Source organism: Micromonospora phaseoli, assembly GCF_900109115.1.
Lineage (GTDB): Bacteria > Actinomycetota > Actinomycetes > Mycobacteriales > Micromonosporaceae > Micromonospora > Micromonospora phaseoli.
Map to the genome: position 1 here is coordinate 81780 of NZ_FNYV01000014.1, position 18352 is coordinate 100131.

General features: G+C 73.3%; 16 protein-coding genes and 1 tRNA gene. 6 read left to right on the plus strand and 11 right to left on the minus strand.

The features are described from left to right. Window positions 1-31: 31 nt before the first annotated feature. The 5 genes from BMY89_RS26470 to BMY89_RS26490 all read right to left on the minus strand — a co-directional run bounded on the left by BMY89_RS26470 (window position 32) and on the right by BMY89_RS26490 (window position 7129). Entirely contained in the window at window positions 32-451 is a 420-nt protein-coding gene (locus BMY89_RS26470; RefSeq protein WP_092382796.1) for a lasso peptide biosynthesis protein, read from the minus strand. Next, window positions 444-1370 (minus strand): nucleotidyltransferase family protein, encoded by a 927-nt coding sequence (locus BMY89_RS26475; RefSeq protein WP_170147631.1) that lies wholly within the window; start codon window positions 1368-1370, stop codon window positions 444-446. The genes BMY89_RS26470 and BMY89_RS26475 overlap by 8 nt, the downstream gene beginning before the upstream one ends. Next, window positions 1367-2200, minus strand: coding sequence for a hypothetical protein (locus BMY89_RS26480; protein WP_092382798.1), 834 nt, complete (start codon window positions 2198-2200; stop codon window positions 1367-1369). The genes BMY89_RS26475 and BMY89_RS26480 overlap by 4 nt, the downstream gene beginning before the upstream one ends. A gap of 143 nt (window positions 2201-2343) precedes the next feature. After that, the gene (locus BMY89_RS26485; RefSeq protein WP_170147632.1) at window positions 2344-5109 is read right to left on the minus strand and encodes a fibronectin type III domain-containing protein; all 2766 of its coding nucleotides are present in this window, start codon (window positions 5107-5109) and stop codon (window positions 2344-2346) included. A 235-nt stretch (window positions 5110-5344) separates the two neighbouring features. Continuing rightward, on the minus strand, window positions 5345-7129 hold the full coding sequence (locus BMY89_RS26490; protein WP_092382800.1) for a potassium channel family protein: 1785 nt from the start codon (window positions 7127-7129) through the stop codon (window positions 5345-5347). Window positions 7130-7231: 102 nt separating this feature from the next. Between BMY89_RS26490 and BMY89_RS26495 the strand changes: the two genes are divergently transcribed. Beyond that, complete coding sequence (locus BMY89_RS26495) at window positions 7232-7714, plus strand: MSMEG_6728 family protein (RefSeq protein ID WP_092382801.1); 483 nt, start codon at window positions 7232-7234, stop codon at window positions 7712-7714. Between the two features lie 122 nt (window positions 7715-7836). Further along, the gene (locus BMY89_RS26500; protein WP_092382802.1) at window positions 7837-9363 is read left to right on the plus strand and encodes a hydroxysqualene dehydroxylase; all 1527 of its coding nucleotides are present in this window, start codon (window positions 7837-7839) and stop codon (window positions 9361-9363) included. A 48-nt stretch (window positions 9364-9411) separates the two neighbouring features. On the opposite strand, the gene BMY89_RS26505 is transcribed toward BMY89_RS26500, so the two are convergent. Beyond that, window positions 9412-10029 (minus strand): TetR/AcrR family transcriptional regulator, encoded by a 618-nt coding sequence (locus tag BMY89_RS26505; RefSeq protein ID WP_092382803.1) that lies wholly within the window; start codon window positions 10027-10029, stop codon window positions 9412-9414. Between the two features lie 63 nt (window positions 10030-10092). Here BMY89_RS26505 and BMY89_RS26510 point away from each other — a divergent pair, with 63 nt between their 5' ends. Then, window positions 10093-10674: a peroxiredoxin-like family protein gene (locus BMY89_RS26510; RefSeq protein ID WP_092382804.1), complete on the plus strand. Its 582-nt coding sequence runs from the start codon at window positions 10093-10095 to the stop codon at window positions 10672-10674. 59 nt (window positions 10675-10733) lie between these two features. Here the strand turns inward: BMY89_RS26510 and BMY89_RS26515 are convergent, their stop codons facing one another. Beyond that, the gene (locus BMY89_RS26515) at window positions 10734-11501 is read right to left on the minus strand and encodes an enoyl-CoA hydratase/isomerase family protein (RefSeq protein ID WP_092382805.1); all 768 of its coding nucleotides are present in this window, start codon (window positions 11499-11501) and stop codon (window positions 10734-10736) included. Then, complete coding sequence (locus tag BMY89_RS26520; RefSeq protein WP_092382806.1) at window positions 11498-11923, minus strand: ASCH domain-containing protein; 426 nt, start codon at window positions 11921-11923, stop codon at window positions 11498-11500. The genes BMY89_RS26515 and BMY89_RS26520 overlap by 4 nt, the downstream gene beginning before the upstream one ends. A 162-nt stretch (window positions 11924-12085) precedes the next feature. Here BMY89_RS26520 and BMY89_RS26525 point away from each other — a divergent pair, with 162 nt between their 5' ends. Both BMY89_RS26525 and BMY89_RS26530 read left to right on the plus strand, forming a co-directional pair. Continuing rightward, window positions 12086-13114: a glycosyltransferase family 2 protein gene (locus tag BMY89_RS26525; RefSeq protein WP_092382859.1), complete on the plus strand. Its 1029-nt coding sequence runs from the start codon at window positions 12086-12088 to the stop codon at window positions 13112-13114. Then, entirely contained in the window at window positions 13101-14216 is a 1116-nt protein-coding gene (locus BMY89_RS26530) for a glycosyltransferase (RefSeq protein WP_092382807.1), read from the plus strand. Before BMY89_RS26525 ends, BMY89_RS26530 begins: the two co-directional genes overlap by 14 nt. A 1-nt stretch (window position 14217) precedes the next feature. On the opposite strand, the gene BMY89_RS26535 is transcribed toward BMY89_RS26530, so the two are convergent. From BMY89_RS26535 to BMY89_RS26545, 3 genes are all read right to left on the minus strand, one after another. After that, complete coding sequence (locus BMY89_RS26535) at window positions 14218-15795, minus strand: hypothetical protein (RefSeq protein WP_139218015.1); 1578 nt, start codon at window positions 15793-15795, stop codon at window positions 14218-14220. Beyond that, a complete protein-coding gene (locus tag BMY89_RS26540) occupies window positions 15792-16718 on the minus strand; it encodes a hypothetical protein (RefSeq protein WP_232521558.1) in 927 nt (308 codons plus the stop codon). The genes BMY89_RS26535 and BMY89_RS26540 overlap by 4 nt, the downstream gene beginning before the upstream one ends. 112 nt (window positions 16719-16830) lie before the next feature. Further along, window positions 16831-16904, minus strand: a tRNA-Thr gene (locus tag BMY89_RS26545). Window positions 16905-17221: 317 nt separating this feature from the next. Here BMY89_RS26545 and BMY89_RS26550 point away from each other — a divergent pair. Then, window positions 17222-18313: an ABC transporter ATP-binding protein gene (locus BMY89_RS26550; RefSeq protein WP_092382809.1), complete on the plus strand. Its 1092-nt coding sequence runs from the start codon at window positions 17222-17224 to the stop codon at window positions 18311-18313. Window positions 18314-18352: the final 39 nt, after the last annotated feature.

Sequence of the window (18352 nt, forward strand, 5' to 3'; positions counted from 1 at the left end):
CTCGCCGCGACGGTGGCGGCGACGGTCGAGGTCAGCGGCGCGGTCGGGGCAGCCAGGAGGGCGGGACGGGGCGACGCAGAATCTCCGCCAGTTCGTCCCGGTGCGGATCCGGGTCGCCGTCGAGCCAGGCGTGGGCGTGGAACCCGGCACTCGGCGCGCTGACCGCGATCACCACGGTCCGCGCCACTCGCCGTCGGGCGAACCAGCGCTGCCGCACCAACGCGCTCTCCAGGCAGTTGCCGCCGCCCCGACGGAGTGCCCGCCGGACCAGGGTGTCGGTGCCGCCGGGCGGGGGCCCGGGGAGGCGTACCGCGTCCAGCCCGCCCTGGGCGAGCTGGCGGCGTACCCGCCGGCAGGCCAGCAGGGTCCACGCCACCAGGGCCACGCCGAGCGGCCCGTGCCGGCGGACCACCCGGGCCAGGGCGCGCAGCGCGCGTACGGGGTCAGTCATGGTGCCGCCGCCGCGCGGTCCGTAGCTCCCGCAGCGCGCGCGGCAGCCTCCGGAGGTGCCGGCCGATCCGCCGGACGTACGCCCGCAGCAGGCCCCACCGGCCGCGGCCGGCTCCCGCTTCGCCACGTCGCATGTACGCCGGTGACGGCAGCGCCAGCCGGGCGAGGAGCCGGAGACGGTCCCGCAGCCCGGACGACTCCGCCATCCGGGCCAGACCGACCGCGGTGGGGGTGGCCAGGCGGGCGGCGAGCCACGCCGGTGAAGGGTCGGGCGTGGACGACAGGCCCAGCCGGGCCGCGACCGCCGCGCCAGCCGGCAGCACCCGGAGCCCGACGGTGAACGCCGGCACGGCGTCGCAGCCCGCCGCGAGCTGGCCGGCCGTCTCCCACACAGACGGGCACAACACCGCCAGTGCGTGGGCCAGGTCCCGGGCGGGTTTGCCGGCGCCACCGGGGTAGGCGGCGTGCAGTGCGGCCAGCAGGGCTGTGCCGCCGTCGTCGGGCACCAGGGCCCGACCGCCGGCCAGGTCGAGGTGGTACGCCGCACCGCGCAGCGACCGCCACAGCTCGTCATGGTCGCCGACCCCGGCGAAGCCACGGTGCAGGTCCACGGTCAACGGCACCGGCCCGGGGGCGTACCAGGGCTGCTCGTGCCAGGGGGCGTGGATGTCGTACCGGTCGTGGGGTCGGGCCATCCGGTACCCGGCGCCGCGCAGGGCGTCCTGCGCGGCGGTGATGGTGTCCGGCGCGACGAGCAGGTCCACATCGGCGTAAAGACGCTCGGTGCCGAGCAGGCGGGCCAGGCCGGCCCCCTTGAGCAGCACGCTGTCGATGCCGTGGCGGCGCAGCAGGTCGCTGGTGGACACGGCCAGGGCATCGAGGGCGAGGCAGCGCAGGGCGAGGCCGGGGGCCGCGGTCACGGCAGCGCCCCGGCGGGCGTTAGTACGGCGTCGAGGAGCCGGTGGGTGGCGTCGATGGCCGCCCATTCCCGGGGACGGGCCAGGTCGTAGCCGGGCAGGCCGGCCAGCGTGAGCAGCGCGGCCGGGTCGGAGGGCAGTTCGGGTAGGGAGCGCCGGACGACGAGGCGGGCCAGCAGGTCGGCCGCGCCGACCGGGGTCAGCGCGGGTCCGTCGCCCCAGCGCAGGAAGATCCAGCCGCCGAGCGGCAGTCGGGGCGCGACGGCGGGCAGGGTGACCCGCAGCCGAGTGGCGTCGCGGACCGCTCGGGTGGGCAACCCGAGGCCGGGGACAGGTTCCCGCAGGTCGACGCAGCGTGGGCCGGCGAGCACGTCACCGCCGTCGCAGACCACGATGTCGTCGGCCAGCACCGGCACGTCGCGGGCGACCAGCGCCGCGAGCAGGGTGCTCTTGCCGGCGGTACGGCCACCGAGCACGACCCAGGCCCGTCCGGCGTGGACGAACGCCCCGGCGTGGAAGGTCTCCCGCCCCGCCCAGCGGTTGACGACGACGGCGACCGGGGCGAGGTACGGGTGGGCGAGCACGTCGGCGGTGAGCGGCGGCCCGTAGAAGGTGGCATCGCCGCTGTGCCGGTCCAGCGCCAGGGTGCGGCCGTCGGTGAGCCGCCGGACCAGCCGGTCGGCGTCCAGCGGCAGCGGTGGCGGCGGCGTGGCGTGGCGTTGGCGCACGATCACCGGGCGGCTGCCCGGCGGCGGGTACGCGGTGGTCGCGGACAGTTCGGCGACCTCGTCGAGGCCGCGGATGTGTAGCCCGTAGGCGGATCTGGCTGGCATCTCATCCTTCGCGCGGACCAGGGGCGCACGGGCGCACCGGACACGGTGGCGCCGGGACGGCGCCGGAGAGGAGTGCGCGGACGGCGCCGGGTGGAGGTGTGGCCCCCACCCGGCGCCTGGTCCGGCTCGGAAAGGTCAGCGGCTCAGCGCACGCTGCCCTGCAGGTTGGTCAGCTTGCGGCTCTTCGCCGCCCGCTGGCCGGCCTCCTTGGCCGCCTTCTCCTTGGCGGCGGTGACCGCCGCCGTGGCTGCCGCGCCCGGCGGGAGCACCGGCCCGCCGCCGATGGCCTCGACGTCCCAACCGGCCCAGAACCTGCCACCCTGGTCCACCTCGAAGGTGAGGGAGACGTAGATGGTCTTTCCGGGGGGCAGGCCGCCGAGCGGCAGCGGCACGGTCAGCGTGGTGGAGAGCCCACCGCCCGGCGGGTCCTGCGCCGGCGCGTCCATCCGGAGGTTCCGCACCGTCACCGTCTGGCCCCCGACGATGAACGTCGAGGTGGCGGTGTCCGGGTTGACCAACCGCAGCTGCGCCGGGTTGGGCGGGTCTGGCAGGCCCGGCCTGGGCGCGCCGTTGGGCTGGCTGAGCGTGGAGATGCGCAGCCGCAGCAGGGTTGCCGGCGTGACCCCACGGTTCGTGATGCCCCGCCGGACGATCAGCCGTCTCGGGCTGGCCGGGGTGGCGTCGAGGACCTGCTGGTTCGGGACCTCGTTGGCCGCCTTGCTCGGATCGAGCAGGGTGGTCTGGAGGAGGCTGCTCTGCTCGAACGGCCCGAACTGGCGCAACGGCGACGGTGAGCCGAGCGCGGACGGCACCCCGTTGATCGGGCCGAGGACGGTCGACACCAACCGGAAGTCGGTCACGTTGTCCGAGTTGTTCTGCGGGGTGCCGCGGACCCGCAGCCGCACCCAGGCGTTCGAGACCGTCGGCGGGCTGCTGAACGCCGGCAGTGGGGTGCCGGTGAAGTAGCCCGGGATGCTGCCGGCCGCGTCGGTGACGGTGCCGGCCGCGTCGGGCACCCGCAGCCGCAGGCCGGTACCGCCGGTGTTCGGCACCGGCCCGAGGGTGGGCACCACCAGGTCCGCCGGGATGGTCGGGATGGCGATGTCGTACCTCGCGGTGCCGATCAGGAAGCCGACCCGGGGGCCGATGGTGGTCTCGGTGTTCGGAATCTCGATTACGACGCCGCCGGGGGCCTCCACCTTGATCCCGGGCAGCTGCATCGGGATCGAGGTGTTGTTGTATAGCACCACGTACTGGTCGTACTGGGCGGGAATGTTGGCGACGCCGGACTGCCGGAACTGGTCGATGAGCAACTGTCCGGCCACGCCGTTGACCTGCACCGGCACGGTGTTGGAGGTGGCCTCGGCGTTGGTGTTGGTGGAGTCGTACTTCACGAACACCTCGTTGAGGCCGAACGCCGGCAGCTTCAGGGTGAAGCTCGCCCGGTTGAACGCGATGGTCTGGGTGCCGAGGTTGGCGGTGATTCCGGTGCGTTGCCGGTCGAAGATGGTCACCGTGCCTTCCGTCTCGCCCGGGCCCAGATCGGCGGTGAAGGTGACCGGGCTGTCGAAGTCGACCGAAGCGACGCTCGCGGTCAGCGCGACCACCGTCTGCGGCTGCACCACGATGCGGACCTGCTCGACGTCGCTGAGCCCGGCGCTGTCGGTGACCCGCAGGTCGATGCCGAAGGTGCCGACCGTGGTGGGTCGGCCGCTGATCTCACCGGTGTTCGGGTTGAGGGTCAGCCCGGGTGGCAGGACACCGCCGGCGACCGACCAGGTGTACGGAGCCACCCCGCCGACCACGACGGGCCGCAGCGAGTACGGCGCGCCGACCTCGCCCAGGGGGACGACGGGTATGACGATGTTCGGGGCCGGGGTGACCGCGATGGTGAGCAGCCGGCTACCGATGTCGCCGGTGCTGCCGACCACCCGCACCACGAAGGCGAAGCTGCCCGCCACGGTCGGGATGCCGGAGATGTTGCCGGTGCCCGGGTTCAGCACCAGCCCGGGTGGCAGGGCACCGTAGGTGATGGAGAAGGTCCACGGAGACCGACCCCGGGAGACGCCGACGGACTGGCTGTAGGCCACGCTGACCGCAGCGGCGGAGCCGGTCCAGAACACCCAGGGCGACTCGTTCGGGATCACCGGGTGCGACGGCGCAGACTCCGCCCCGAGCCCCTCGGCGGTCAGCGCGGCGATGGTGAAGGTGTAGGTGAGACCGGCGGTGAGGCCGCCCACGGTGGCGGTCAGCGGCGCGGCCGGCACCGTCTGCGACGGCTGCTTCACCGCGCCGAGGTACGGGAAAATGACGTAGTTGGTGATCGGCGAGCCGCCGTCGGAGACGGGCGGACGCCAACTGACCACCGCGGTGGTGACATCGGCGGTGGCCGCGATGATGCTCGGTGCGTCGGGCAGGGCGAGCAGCTTCGGCGGGGCGGAGCGCTTGCTGGCCGGGCCGATACCGGCGGCGTTGCGGGCCGCGACGGTGAAGCTCCAGTCGCCCTTCGCCGACGGCAGCTTCAGCGCCGCGCTGGTCTTGGTCGCGTCGACCGAAGCCGCCTTGGCCTTCTTACCGTTGCGGTACTGCGTCACCACGTATCCGCTGATCGGGCTGCCGTTGGCCTTCGGCGCCTTCCAGGTGACCACCGCCTTCGTACCCTTGCGAGCCGCCTTGGGCGCGGCGGGCGCGGACGGCCGGCGGAGCTTGACCGGCGCGGTGCCCCTGTCGTCGGTGTCGACGGGCGCCAGGTGCCGGGCCGGGGCCTGCGGTGCGGCGGCGCGTGCGGGTTGGACGGACAGGTCGGGCGCGCGTGCCGTGGCGGTGCTGGGCACCGCGAGCACCGTCGCGACCAGCAGGCCGGCGAGCGCCGACCCCACCAGCGCGCGGAGACGGGACGAAGGTGACATCGAACCTACCTTTCGGGGGTGGGTGATGCACAGGGCTCGGAAACGGCGACAGCGGGCCACGTCTTTTCGGCACGCCGCAGGACCCGGCGGGTGACCGGGAAACGCGAGAGGATGAATCCGAAATGGACTCATAAACATTGATTGGCACTACTTTTGGTATATCACATCTCCGCAGGTCACGGCCCTGTTGATCTCACCGTGAGCGATGGTCCGAAAGGCGACTGCGGACCTGTGTCTACGACCGACCGTCGCGCGGTGCCGGTGCCGTCGTCGAGTCCGGATCCGGCGGCGGTGGGGCGGTCTCGCGCAACAACGCGTTCAGGCCGGCGCGCCGAGCCACCACGGTCAACCGGTCGCCCGCGACGATCACCATGCGCGGGTCGGGTGACCAGTCGAAGCGCTGCCCGGACCGGGCGTGCGCGAGCAGGCGTACGCTGCCGGCCCGCCCGACGGTGGCGAGCGCGCGACCGTCCAGCGCCGAGCCGGACGCCACCGGAACCTCGGTGACCAGCAGCGCGTGCCGGCCCACCGGGATGGTGGCGATCACCGCCCGGTCCAGCAGTGCGGCGGCGAACGACGGCGCGGCCAGGTAGGAGACGCTGCGCGAGGTGCCGATGCCGAAGGCCCGCTGCACCCGTTCGGCGAAGTCACCGTCGAAGAGCCGCAGCACCACCCGGAGCTGGTCGTTGATGGCGCGGCCGTTCAGCGCGGCCCGCAGGTTGGCCCCGTCGTCGGTGGAGACCACCACCAGCGCCTGGCAGGTGGCGACCGAGGCGCCACGCAACGTCTCCTCCTGCCCCGCGTCGCCCACCACCAGCGGCACGCCGAGCCGCCGGGCCAGCCCCGCACCCAGCGCGTCCCGGTTCTTGTCGATGGCCACCACCTCGACGCCGAAGTCGTTGAGCTGGGCCATCACCCGCATGCCGATGTTGCCGAGCCCGACCACCACGACGTGCCCGGAGCGCTCGGGCAAGCTCCGCCCGGTGTGCAGAGCCAGCCGGGCGTTGACCACGCCGTCGACGACCACCGCCGTGATCAGTGGGATCAGCGCCAGCCCGGCGAGGTTGAGCACCACCTGCATGACCTGCTCGGCGGCCGACTTCGCGGTGTCCGGGTCCTGCCCGGTGAGGGTGGTGACCAGCGTCAGGTAGAGCGCGTCGGCCCAGCCGACGTGCGCCGCGTTGGCGTACAGCGCGCCCAGCGCGGCGACCAAGGCGAGCAACAGGATCACCGCGATCCCGATCTTGCGGGTGGCGAAGCTGCGGACCGCCTGCAGCAGCATCGCCACCGGGCGGCGCCGACGACGGGCGCGGGCCAGCCGGCGCGCGGCCAGCTCGGTGCCGGCGGGTCGGCCGGCGGCCTCGGCGAGCACCACGTCGGCGTCCCGGTCGTCGGCGGGCAGCACCAGGTCCTGCTGGGGGTCGCGGGTGTCGGCCACCCCGCAGACGACCTCGTTCGGGCGTACGTCGTCGCGACGGGCCACGTAGAGGGTGCGTCCGCCGTGCCGGAAGTGCGTCGGCGCGACTTCGCCCAGCGCGGCGGCCACGAAGGCCGGGGCTGCCATCGACGTGTCCGAGAGCACCGCCGAGTCGGGAAAGATCTGTCGTACCCCGTTGGCCAGGCCGGTGTTGAACATCCGCACCACCAGCCGCAGCCGAGGTTCGACCTCCTGAGCGCAGAGCGCGGCGTGCATGTTGCCCACATCGTCCTGATGGAGCAGAGCCAGCCCGTCCGCCCCGGCCAGCCCGGCCCGACGGAAGGCGACCTCGTCCAACCGGTCGGCCCGGATAACCTCGATGCCGGGCAGATCCCGACCGTCCGGCCCAGGAGAACGACGACGATCGGGCACGATCAGGGTGATCCGCACCCTGCCCGCCTGCGGCTCGCCCACGAGCAACGTCCGCACCAGCCAGTAGGCGAGCGGATCCTGCCCACAGATCACGTAGTGCGCCCTGGTCTCCCCGTTGACCCGCAACCGGCGGCTGGCCCGCCGGGCCCGGTCGAGCAGCGGCTCCGCCATGCCCGCATGGTAGTCAGCCGGTCGTAGTCCGCGCAGCCCGTCATGATCGTCGCTGCCGTGTCGCCCCGGCATGTCCCGGTCGATGGCGGGTAGGGCAGCGGCATGCAGACCTTCCTGCCGTACCCGGACTTCCTGGCCAGCGCCGATGTGCTGGACCAGCGCCGGCTGGGCAAGCAGCGGGTGGAGGCGATCCAGGTGCTGCGTGGGCTGACCCGTCCCGGGTACGGCTGGCGCAACCACCCGGCGGTGCGGATGTGGGCCGGGTACGAGGAGGCCCTGACCCGCTACGGGCTGGACATCTGCGCGGTCTGGTGCGCGGCCGGCCGGGCCGACACCTGCGCGACGACGCTCACCGCCGACCTCGCCGCCGCCTGCCGCATCCTGCGGGTTCGCAGCCAGCCGGAGCTCGCCGCCGCCGGGGAACTGCCGCCGTGGCTCGGCCGCCCGGAGCTGCACCTGAGCCACCGCTCGTCGCTGCTACGCAAGGATCCGGCGCACTACCGCCCGGTCTTCGGCGACGAAACCCCGGACGATCTGGAGTACGTCTGGCCCTCCTCCGACCGCCCCAACGCCTGCCTGCCGTGAAAGGAAGGGCCCCCTATTAACGCCTCGTGAGGTACTCGGGCCCCTTATTAACAGAACTGTTAATAAGGGGCCCTTCCTTGCGCCTCAGGCAGACTGGGGACGGTCGATCGGGAGGTGCACAGATGGCGCTGTCGCAGTTGGTCGGGCGACTCATCGGCGTACGCCGGCACGAGGTGGACCCCGGCGGTGGTGGCGCTTCCCGGGTGCCGGGCCCGGTCACCGCGGTGGTCGTCGGCGGCGGCATCGCGGGCATGTCCGCGGCGGTGGTGCTCGCCGAGCGCGGCGTCGAGGTGACGGTGCTGGAGGCCGCGCCGACCCTGGGCGGTCGGCTCGGTGCGTGGCCGGAAACGCTCGCGGACGGCACCGGCCAGGTCAACGAGCACGGCTTCCACGCCTTCTTCCGGCAGTACTACAACTGGCGCAACATCCTGCGTCGGATCGACCCGGCGCTGCGCTTCCTCCGGGCTGTCCCGGGCTATCCGGTGCTGAGCGCGCAGTGGCCGACCGAGGAGTTCGGGAAGCTGCCACCCGCGCCACCGGCGAACCTGCTCGCCCTGCTCGCCCGCAGCCCCAGCCTGCGCCTGCGCGACCTGCGCGGGATGGACCGGGACGCCGCCCTGCCGCTGCTGACCTACGACCCGGTACGCACCTACGCCGAATTCGACCACACCACCGCCGACGAACTGCTCACCTCGTTGCGGCTGCCGGACCGGGCCCGGGCGATGCTCTTCGAGGTCTTCTCCCACTCGTTCTTCAACCACGAGGCGGAGATGTCGGCCGCCGAGATGATCGCCCAGTTCCACTTCTACCTGCTCGGCAACCCGCAGGGGCTGGCCTTCGACTGTCCCGACGAGGACTACGCCACGGCGATCTGGGCGCCCCTGACCCGACACGTCGAGCGCCACGGCGGCCGGGTCCGTACCGGTGTCACGGCGACCGAACTGCACCGCGACTCCGCCGGCTGGCGGGTACACACCCCCGAGGGGACGTACCAGGCCGGGCATGTCGTGCTCGCCGTCGACCCACCGGCGCTCGCCGCGCTGGTCAAGGCCTCCCCGTCACTGGCCGAGGAGGCACCGGCGCTGGCGGCGGCGATGCCCGGGTACGGCCGGCCCGGGCCCCCGTACGCGGTCGCCCGCTACTGGTGCGACGGGGACGTCGATCCCGGTCGGGCCGTCTTCAACGGAGTCTCCCGACAGGCCACCCTGGACTCGGTGACGCTGTACCACCGGCTGGAGCACGAGTCCCGACGCTGGGCGCAACGCACCGGCGGCTCGGTGATCGAGCTGCACGCGTACGCCTGCGAGGCGGACGTGCCGGCCGGGGAGCTTGCCGAGCGGATGCGCGCCGAACTGACCCAGCTCTGGCCGGAGACGGACCGGCTGGTGGTGCGGGAGCTGCGTGCCCGGGTGGAGGCGAAGGCACCGGCCTTCGCGCCGGGCAGCCACGCCGGGCGACCCGGGGTACGCACCGGCGCCGACCGGCTCTACCTGGCCGGCGACGGCATCCGCACCGACTTCCCCAGCGCGCTGATGGAACGCGCGGCGGCCACCGGCATCATCGCGGCGAACCACATCCTGCGGGCCGAGGGCGGTGCGGCTGAGCCGATCCACTCGGTCCGTCCCCGTGGCCTGCTCGCCCGCCCCTGACGACCCCACCCCCTCCGGAGGGCTGCACCGCCGCCATGCGGGGCGGCACTAGGGCGCGGTCAGGCCGCGTAGGAGCAGGGCCAGGCCGCCGTCGAACTCGGCGTCCGGCCCGACCTGGCGCGCCGAGCGCGCCGTCTCGGCGAGGTACGGGAACCGGTCGGACGGCAGCTCGGCCAGCGCGGCGGTGCCGGGGCCGGTCAGCGGACCGAGGTGCTCCAACTGGATCGCGCCGAGGAGGTAGCTGAGCAGCCCGCGCAGGGCGACCACCCGGCGTTCGCCGGCCAGCCCGCCCTCGGTGAGCAGCCCGAGCACCGCCTCCGACCAGCGCAGTACGGCGTGCGAGCGGTGCCGGTGCACGGGCACCAGGGAGGCGACCGCCGGGTGGGCCGCCACGACGGTACGCATCCGCTGGACCAGGATCGTGATCCGTTCGACCCAGGGCAGCCGGGGGTCGGGCGGGGTGACGTCGATCCCGCCGAGTACCCGCTCCACGATCAGACGCTCCAGCTCTTCGCGGTCGTCGACATAGCGGTAGAGAGCCATCGCGCTCATCGACAACTCGGCGGCGACGGCACGCATGGTGAAGCCGGCGAGCCCGTCCCGATCGATCACGGCCAGGGCCGCCGAGGCGATCCGGTCGGGAGTCAGCGAGCGGGGCCGAGGCATAACGCTTGACACCCTAGTGCAGGCTGTAAGCGTACGTTGTAAACCTACGTGGAGGAGCCCTCGATGCGTACCGCCCGCCCCCAGCCGGTCGTGACCACCCGCCGGCTCGACCCGGTCAACACCGGGCCGGTCGACCTGCCCGACCCCGAGCGACTCGTGCACCTCCAGTTCAGGCGCTTCGCCGGCTGCCCGGTCTGCAACCTTCACCTGCGTACCGTGGTCCGCCGGCACGCGGAGATCGAGGCGGCCGGCGTACGCGAGGTCGTGCTGTTCCACTCACCCGCCGAGGAGCTGCGCGAGCACGTCACCGACCTGCCGTTCGCGGTGGTCGCGGACCCGGACAAGCGGCTCTACCGGGAGTTCGGGGTCGAGGCGGGGCGTCGGGCGCTGTTGCACCCCCGGGCATGGCTGCCGATCCTCCGCGCGGTGCTCACCGGGGTGTGGCACGTGCTGCGCGGCCGGGAACGGCTACCGGCCACCACGCCGCACGGCGGGCGCCTCGGCCTACCGGCCGACTTCCTGGTGGCCTCCGACGGCCGGATCGTCAGCCACCGGTACGGCCAGCACGTCTACGACCAGTGGTCGGTCGACGAAGTGCTGGCCAAGGCCGAGGCCCATCGCCGGGCAACGACCGGCCAACCCTGACCCGCGACGCCTCGGCGACAGTCCACGCCTCGCCCCCACCACCCTGTCCGGGCGAACTCTCACCTCCCGGCGGGCGGCGTCCACCGGAATCGCGGTGGGCGGCGCTCGTGGAAGGCGGCGACCCCCTCCCGCGCCTCGCCGCTGGCCCGCACCTGCCCGTGCCACCAGGCGACCCGGTCGTCGTCTGCCCGGCCGTCCACGATCTCCTTGGCGGCGACGACGCTTAGCTGCGAACGTTCGGCGATCGCGCCGGTGAGCCCCGCGATCCGGGCCGCCAGGTCGGCACCGGGCAGCAGCTCGTCGGCCAAGCCGATCCGCAGCGCCCGGTCGGCATCGACCAGCTCTCCGGTGAAGAGCAGATGCTTGGCCGCCGCCGGGCCGACCAGTCGGACCAGCCGGCGGGTGGTCGGCGTCGGGTAGACCAGGCCGAGCCGGGCCGGCGGTACGCCGAACCGCGCGTCGTCGGCGGCGATCCGCAGGTCGCAGGCGACGGCGAGTTGGCAGCCGCCGCCGACGCAGGCACCCCGTACGGCGGCGACCGTCGGCTTGACGAAGTTGGCCAGCCGTTCCTCGGCCGCGACCGCGATGCTCCCGTCGCCGGCCGCCAGCAGCTCGTCCAGATCACCCAGGTCGGCACCGGCGCAGAAAGTGCCGTCCGCGCCGGTGAGCACCAGGACGCGTACCGCCGGGTCGGCCTCCAGACCGTCGAGCAGCACCGGCAGCTGCCGCCACATGGCCGGGGTCATCGCGTTGCGCCGGCCCGGATTGCGGATCACCACAGTGGCCACCGCGCCCGCCACCTCGACGGCCAGTTCGGCGTCCGTCACGGCACCCGTCCCCCGTCCCGCACCACGCGGAAGCGCTCGACGACGGCCAGCGTGCCATCGTCGACGGTGAAGTCAGGGTCACCCAGATAGGCCCGGTACTCCGGACCGTGCCAGAACCTCTCGTGCCCGGCCCGCCAGCCGGCGACCGTCTCGAAGCCCTCACCCTCGTCCCGGGCATGGGCCAGGTCGACGTCACCGAGCCGCACCACCCGGACCTCGGTCAGCTCGATCACCGCGACCGGCCGGTCGTCGGAGTCCACCACGACCGAGCGGTCGCCGACCTCCGGCAGCGGCTCACCATCGCGTTCGTACTCGATCATCAGTCCGGTGGTCGAGGTCTTCGCGCCGGAGAGGATCGCGGCGACGAGTTGATCCCGCAGAGGTCCGGGGAACGCGAACTCGGCCTTCGGCAGTTCAGCCATGGCCGGGAGCCTAACCCGCCCCGTCGGCCCGGGATCGCCTGCCGCGACCCGGCGACCGCCGCTGTACGCCTGGTCGCCGCCCGGCATTCACCGGCGGGCCGCCCGTGGCCCATAGCGTCACCCTGCGCGCACGTCGTACCCGGCCCGAGTGAGCAGGTGGTCATGCCAATCGCACCCGAGGTCAGCGTGGTTGTCCCCACCTTCGCCCGGCCGACGTTGGTGACCCGCGCGGTCCGCAGCGTCCTCGCGCAGACGGTGGCCGACATCGAGGTCATCGTCGTGATCGACGGTCCGGACGAGGAGACCGGCAAGGCCCTCGCCGAGATCGGCGACCCCCGGCTGCGGGTGCTGGAGCTGCCCGGCAAGGGTGGCGCGCCCAACGCCCGCAACGTGGGCGTACGCGCGGCGACGGCCCGGTGGACCGCCCTGCTCGACGACGACGACGAGTGGCTGCCCAGCAAGCTGGCCGTCCAGCTGGAACTGGCCCGCCGCACCTCGGTACCCAACCCGATCATCGCCAGCCGGCTGATCAACAAGACGCCCCGGGCGGAGTTCGTGATGCCCCGCCGGCTGCCGGAGCCGGGCGAGCCGATCTGCGAGTACCTCACCCTGCGGCGCGGGCTGTTCCACGGCGACGGCTTCATCCAGACCTCGACCATCATGGCGCCGACCGAGCTGCTGCGCCGGGTGCCGTTCACCGTCGGTCTGCGCCGGCAGCAGGAGCTCGACTGGACCGTACGCGCGGCCAGCCAGCCCGACGTCGACCTGCTCATCGCCGCCGAGCCGCTCGTACTCTGGCACCAGGACGAGAACCGCCCACGGATCAGCCTCAGTTCGCCCTGGCAGGCGCAGCTGGAGTGGCTGCGGGGAATCCGACCGCTGATCACCCCCCGGGCGTACGCGGCGATCACCATGAGCATCATCAGCTCGATGGCCGCGCCGACCCGTAGCCTCCGGGTATTCCGGCTGCTGCTCGCCGAGGCCCGCCGGCACGGCCGGCCGAGCGCCCTCGACTACCTCACGTTCCTGCAGATCTGGCTGATCCCCCCGCAGCTGCGACACCAGGTACGCGACCGGATCCTCGGCCGTGGCCGTCGCCGCGGCGGCGACCGTCGCCGGGCCGCTGACGGCGAGACCGTGGCCGAGGACCGGGTCGGGACGGCGGAGATCGGGGCAGATGTCCGGCGATAGGGTCGCCGTGATCTGGCGCAGCTGCCTACTGCCCGGGTCGGAGACGTTCATCCGCAACCAGGGCGACGCACTGTCCACCTGGCGCCCGGTCTACCTGGGAGCCGTCCGGGTGACCTCGGCGCTCTCCCGGAACAGCGACGTCGTGCTCTGCCCGGACACCACGCGTGGTCGCCGCGAGTGGCTGCGACTACGGCTGACCGGCGGCTCGCCCCGGCTGCGCCGGATGCTGGGTCGGCTGCGACCCGAGGTGGTGCACGCCCACTTCGGCGGGGACGGTTGGCTGGTCAGCCGGGCCGCCACCCAGCTCGGCATCCCGCTGATCGTCACCCTGCACGGCCTCGACGTCACCCGGCAGGCGGCCGTACCGGGGCCACGCGGGGCCCGGCACCGGCGAAACCTACGGACCATGTTCGACCGGGCCGCGCTGATCCTGGCCGTCTCCGAGGCGATCCGGGAGCGGGCAGTGGAGTTGGGGGCGGACCCGGCGAAGGTCCGCGTACACCACACCGGGGTCCCCGTGCCGCCGCAGCCGGCGACCGGACCGAAGCAGTGGGACGTCGTCTTCGTCGGCCGCTTCGTCGAGAAGAAGGGCGCCGACGACCTCGTCGAGGCGCTCGGAATGCTGCCGGACCTGCGCCCCCGGGCCCTGCTCGTCGGCACCGGGCCGCTGCGCGAGCGGGTACGCGCCCGCGCCGAGCAACTGGGCGTGGACGCGACCTTTCCCGGCACCCTGCCGCCGAGCGAGGTGATGCGGCACATCACCGAGGCGCGGCTGCTCGCGGCACCGTCGCGGACCGCGTCCGACGGCGACACCGAGGGGCTGCCCACCACGATCCTGGAGGCGTTCAGCCTCGGCGTGCCGGTCGTCTCGACGTACCACAGCGGCATCCCTGAGGCGGTCACCCACGAGGCGAACGGCCTGCTCTGCGCGGAGGGTGACCGCGCGGCCCTGGCCGCCAACCTCCGCCGCCTCCTCACCGACGACCTGCTACGCGCCCGCCTCGGCCGGGCGGCCCGTCACCGCGTCGAGACCGACTTCGACCTGCACCAGCAGACCCGCCACCTCGAATCCCTCTACAACTCCCTCCCCACCCTCCGCTGACTCAGGGGGTGGGGCGGCGGACGGCGGAGCGGGCGGTGCGGACGGCGGCGAGCAGCAGGCGGCCGGCTCGTGCGGTGGGGGTGCCGTGCAGCAGCGAGACGATCCGGCGCAGCCGCTTCAGCTCGTCGTCGCGTTCGGTCAGGGTGCGCTCGTACCATCGCTGGAGGGCGCGTGCCTCGGTCAGCTCGCGAGCCAGCCGGTCCCGGTCCACCGTCAACTCCCGCCAGCCCCGGACACGGCCGTCGTCGCCATCGCCGACGAGCGGGCCCGGCCGCTGTCCGGCCGTGACGGCCAGCGTCGCGGCCAACTCTCCGGCCGGCCACAGGTCGGCGAGCCCCGCGTCGACCAGCCGGGACGCCAGCCGCCGCAACGCCGCCACCGGCTCGGTCGCGGCGGCCAGGCCGTGCCAGTCGCCGGTCGGCGTGACCACCAGACGGTCCGCCGGCACGCCGGCCTCCACACCGGACTGCCAGGCGGTGAGCAGCGCACGCACCGCGGGCAGGTCCCGCCGCAACGACGCGGCAACCACCAGATCCTCGACGGTACGCCCCGACGGAACCGCCCCGCCGTCGGCGAACCGCCACCCGCCGGCCTGGTCAGGGTGAACCTGCCGCACCCTTCCCTCCTGCACGAGCACCGCCGCGGCCGGCGTTGCGCCAGCGGCAGGTGCCCAGGTGTCGTGACCGACCGGGACGGTCCCGTGGTCCGGCCGCCGTTCGGCCAGCAGGACCCAGCCGGGCGCGAGCTCCAGAGCGGCCCCGTTCCGGATCGCCGCGCCGGCCAGCCGTTCCGGGTCCGCCAGCCCCGGCAGGACGGGTTCCGGGTCCACCGGCCCCGGCAGCACGGGTTCCGGGTCCACCGGTCCCAGCCGGGCGGGCTCCACAACGGCCAGCGCGGCCTGGAGGAATCCGGTCAGGTCGGCGTCGGCCAGCAACTCCGTGCCGAGCAGCGCGACGGGTGCCCGGGGTGACGGGAAGGCCGCCCAGGTGCCACCGATCCGCAGCCCCGCCGCCGCCAACCGATCCCGCAGGCGGGCCAGCCCCGCCGGGCGGGTGTCGTCGTACTCGCCGAGCGCCGCCCAGTCGGAGTCGGTGCTGCCCGCCGGCAACGCGAGTAACCGGTGCAGCCCGATGTGGTTCTCGACCCCGAGCAGCAACCGGCCGCCCGGCCGCAGCACCGAGACGAGCAGTTCGAACGCCTCACCCCAGGTCAGCTCCGCGCCCTCGACCGAGTTGAGCCGCGCCAGACCGTCCAGGGCCACCACGGTGTCGTACGCCGGACCGGTGGTGAGTCGCTCCGGACCGCCGCAGCACACCCGGACTCCCGGCCGGTCCGCGTACCGTGCGGCCAACGCCTCGGCGTCCGGCAGTCCCCGCACCAGCACGGTCAGGTCCGCCGGTGGCAGCGTGTCCAGCAGCTCGGGGTGGTGCGGCCCGACCACGAGCGTGCGGCCGTACGCGCCGGTGAGCAGCGCGGCCAGCCCTGTCCCGCGTACCGGGCCGGGGCCGTGCGCGCCGTCGAGGTCCGACCACGCGTGCATCTCGTCACCGAGCAGCCGCACCGGCGTCCCCGGGCTCATCGGGCCACTCCCATCCCGGGTCGCTCACCGGCCGCGACCGGCGGCGTGGCCTGTTCGAATGCCGCGCCGTCACGCGCCGCGCCGTTGGCGGGTCCGGCCGCGTCGGCACCGGGCTCGGGCCAGCGGAGCAGCCGGCGCAGCTCGACCGGCGGAAGCAGACGATCGGCGCCCAGCTCGGTAACCGCGAGTTCACGTGCGACGTCGCGGTCGATCCGCGGACCGTGCAGCTGCGCCCACTGCCGGCGGATCCGTGGCTGGCCGCCCCAGACCGGGGCCTCCCCGGCCAGCTGCATCGGGTCGCCGTACACGGCCGGTTCGCAGCCGGCCAGGATGCCGTAGTAGATCGCACTGCACAGCCGGTTCGAGGCGACCCGCCGGTGCCCACGCAGCTCGGCCAGCTGTCGGTGCAGGAACCCAGGGTCGAGGTCGCGCCACCGGCCGCCCCGGTAGCCGTGGCAGACCACCCGGAAGCCGGCCCGCTCGTAGTGCTGCCGCACCCGCGTCGACCGGTACTCCTGCCAGTAGAGGCAGACCGTCACCGGGCCCGCCTCGACGGACCGGATCTCGTCGATCAGCCGGCCGTGGTCGCCCACCACCCGCTGCCCCTCCCAGCCGTGGAACGGGTACCAGATGGTGCCCTCCCGCCGCTGCGGGCCGTCCGGCTCCATTGCCAGCAGGTACGCCCACGGCGCGCCGACCACGTACGTCTGCCGACGCCCGAGCGACCAGGCCCGCCGCCGGGTTCGTTCGGACCAGAGAAACAGTGGTACCCCCGGCACGAACTCGTGGTCGGGGGCCATTCCGTCGCCGATGTTCCAGCCGTGCTGGAGGTACCCGTGGATGCGCGGCGGGTCCCGGTCGTCGAGCCCGCAGTAGCGGGCCAGCACGTGGGAGTGCCCGTAATAGTGGTTGGCGTGGTGCACGCGGCGGGCGTCCCTGCTCGTGGTGGCGGATGGAGGCGGAGCGTAACGAGCCCGCCTGAACACCCGGCCACATCGAGGTGTCAGCCCGGTGCGCCGTGCGTGATACAGATTGAGCCCCCGGCCGGGATCGAACCGGCGACATCCCGCTTACAAGGCGGGTGCTCTGGCCAGCTGAGCTACAGGGGCGTTGTGTCGTGGCCAGCATAGCGACCGGCGTCCGCTTTTCCTGCTCCGCAGGGGTCCCGAGCATGGGAAACGTCAACATCCCGACGCGTGGGCGTCGATTCGTGGCTGACCATGCCCGAGTGACCGGAATGCGAATGCTGCGGAAGTATCGGCCGTCGCCGCGCCTTGGCATCGCGGCGAAAGCCGTTTACCGTGCAGTGACACGGACGACACGGGCTTGCCCCGACGGCCGTGGCGCCGGCACGGGATACCTGCCGGTCGCTCCTTCACTCGGATCGTCCGGCACGTTCCTGCCGGTGAAAGGAAGCAGCCCCCTCATGGCTACGGTCACCTACGCGAAGGCGTCCCGGATTTATCCGGGCACCGAACGCCCCGCGGTCAACCAGCTCGACCTCCAGATCGGCGACGGCGAGTTCCTCGTCCTCGTGGGCCCCTCCGGTTGTGGTAAGTCCACCAGCCTGCGCATGCTCGCCGGCCTGGAGGACGTCGACGACGGCGCGATCTACATCGACGACCGGGACGTCACCCACCTGCCGCCGAAGGCTCGCGACATCGCGATGGTCTTCCAGAACTACGCCCTCTACCCGCACATGTCGGTGTACGAGAACATGGCGTTCGCGCTGAAGCTGCGCAAGACCCCGAAGGCCGAGATCGACCGGCGGGTCAAGGAGGCGGCGGCGCTGCTCCAGCTGGAGGAGTACCTGAGCCGCAAGCCCAAGGCGCTCTCCGGCGGTCAGCGCCAGCGGGTCGCGATGGGCCGGGCCATCGTCCGGGAGCCCCAGGTCTTCCTGATGGACGAGCCGCTGTCGAACCTCGACGCCAAGCTCCGGGTCCAGACCCGTACCCAGATCGCCTCGCTGCAGGCCAAGCTCGGCATCACCACCGTCTACGTGACCCACGACCAGGTCGAGGCCATGACCATGGGCCACCGGGTGGCGGTCATGCTCGACGGCGTGCTCCAGCAGGTGGACACCCCGCGGACGCTCTACGACGCCCCGGCCAACGTCTTCGTCGCCGGTTTCATCGGCTCGCCTGCCATGAACATCAAGACCGTGCAGCTCTCCGAGCAGGGCGCGGCGTTCGCCGAGATGCTCATCCCGCTGACCCGGGAGCAGACCGAGGCGGCCCGCACCGAGGGCGGCGACGGCAAGGTGACCGTCGGCTTCCGTCCGGAGGACTGCGACATCGTCAGCCCGACCGAGGGCGGCATGCCGGTCGTGGTCGAGCTGGTCGAGGACCTCGGCTCCGACGCCAACGTCTACGGCCACGCCGCCCTGGACGGCGCCTCCGAGCGGTTCGTGGTGCGTACCGACCGGCGGACCATGCCGAGCATGGGCGACACGATCTTCGTGAAGCCGCGTGTCGGCCAGAACCACTTCTTCCACGCCACCACCGGTCAGCGCATCTGACGTAGCGACGCGAAAGGGGTGGCCCGCAGCGAGCGGGCC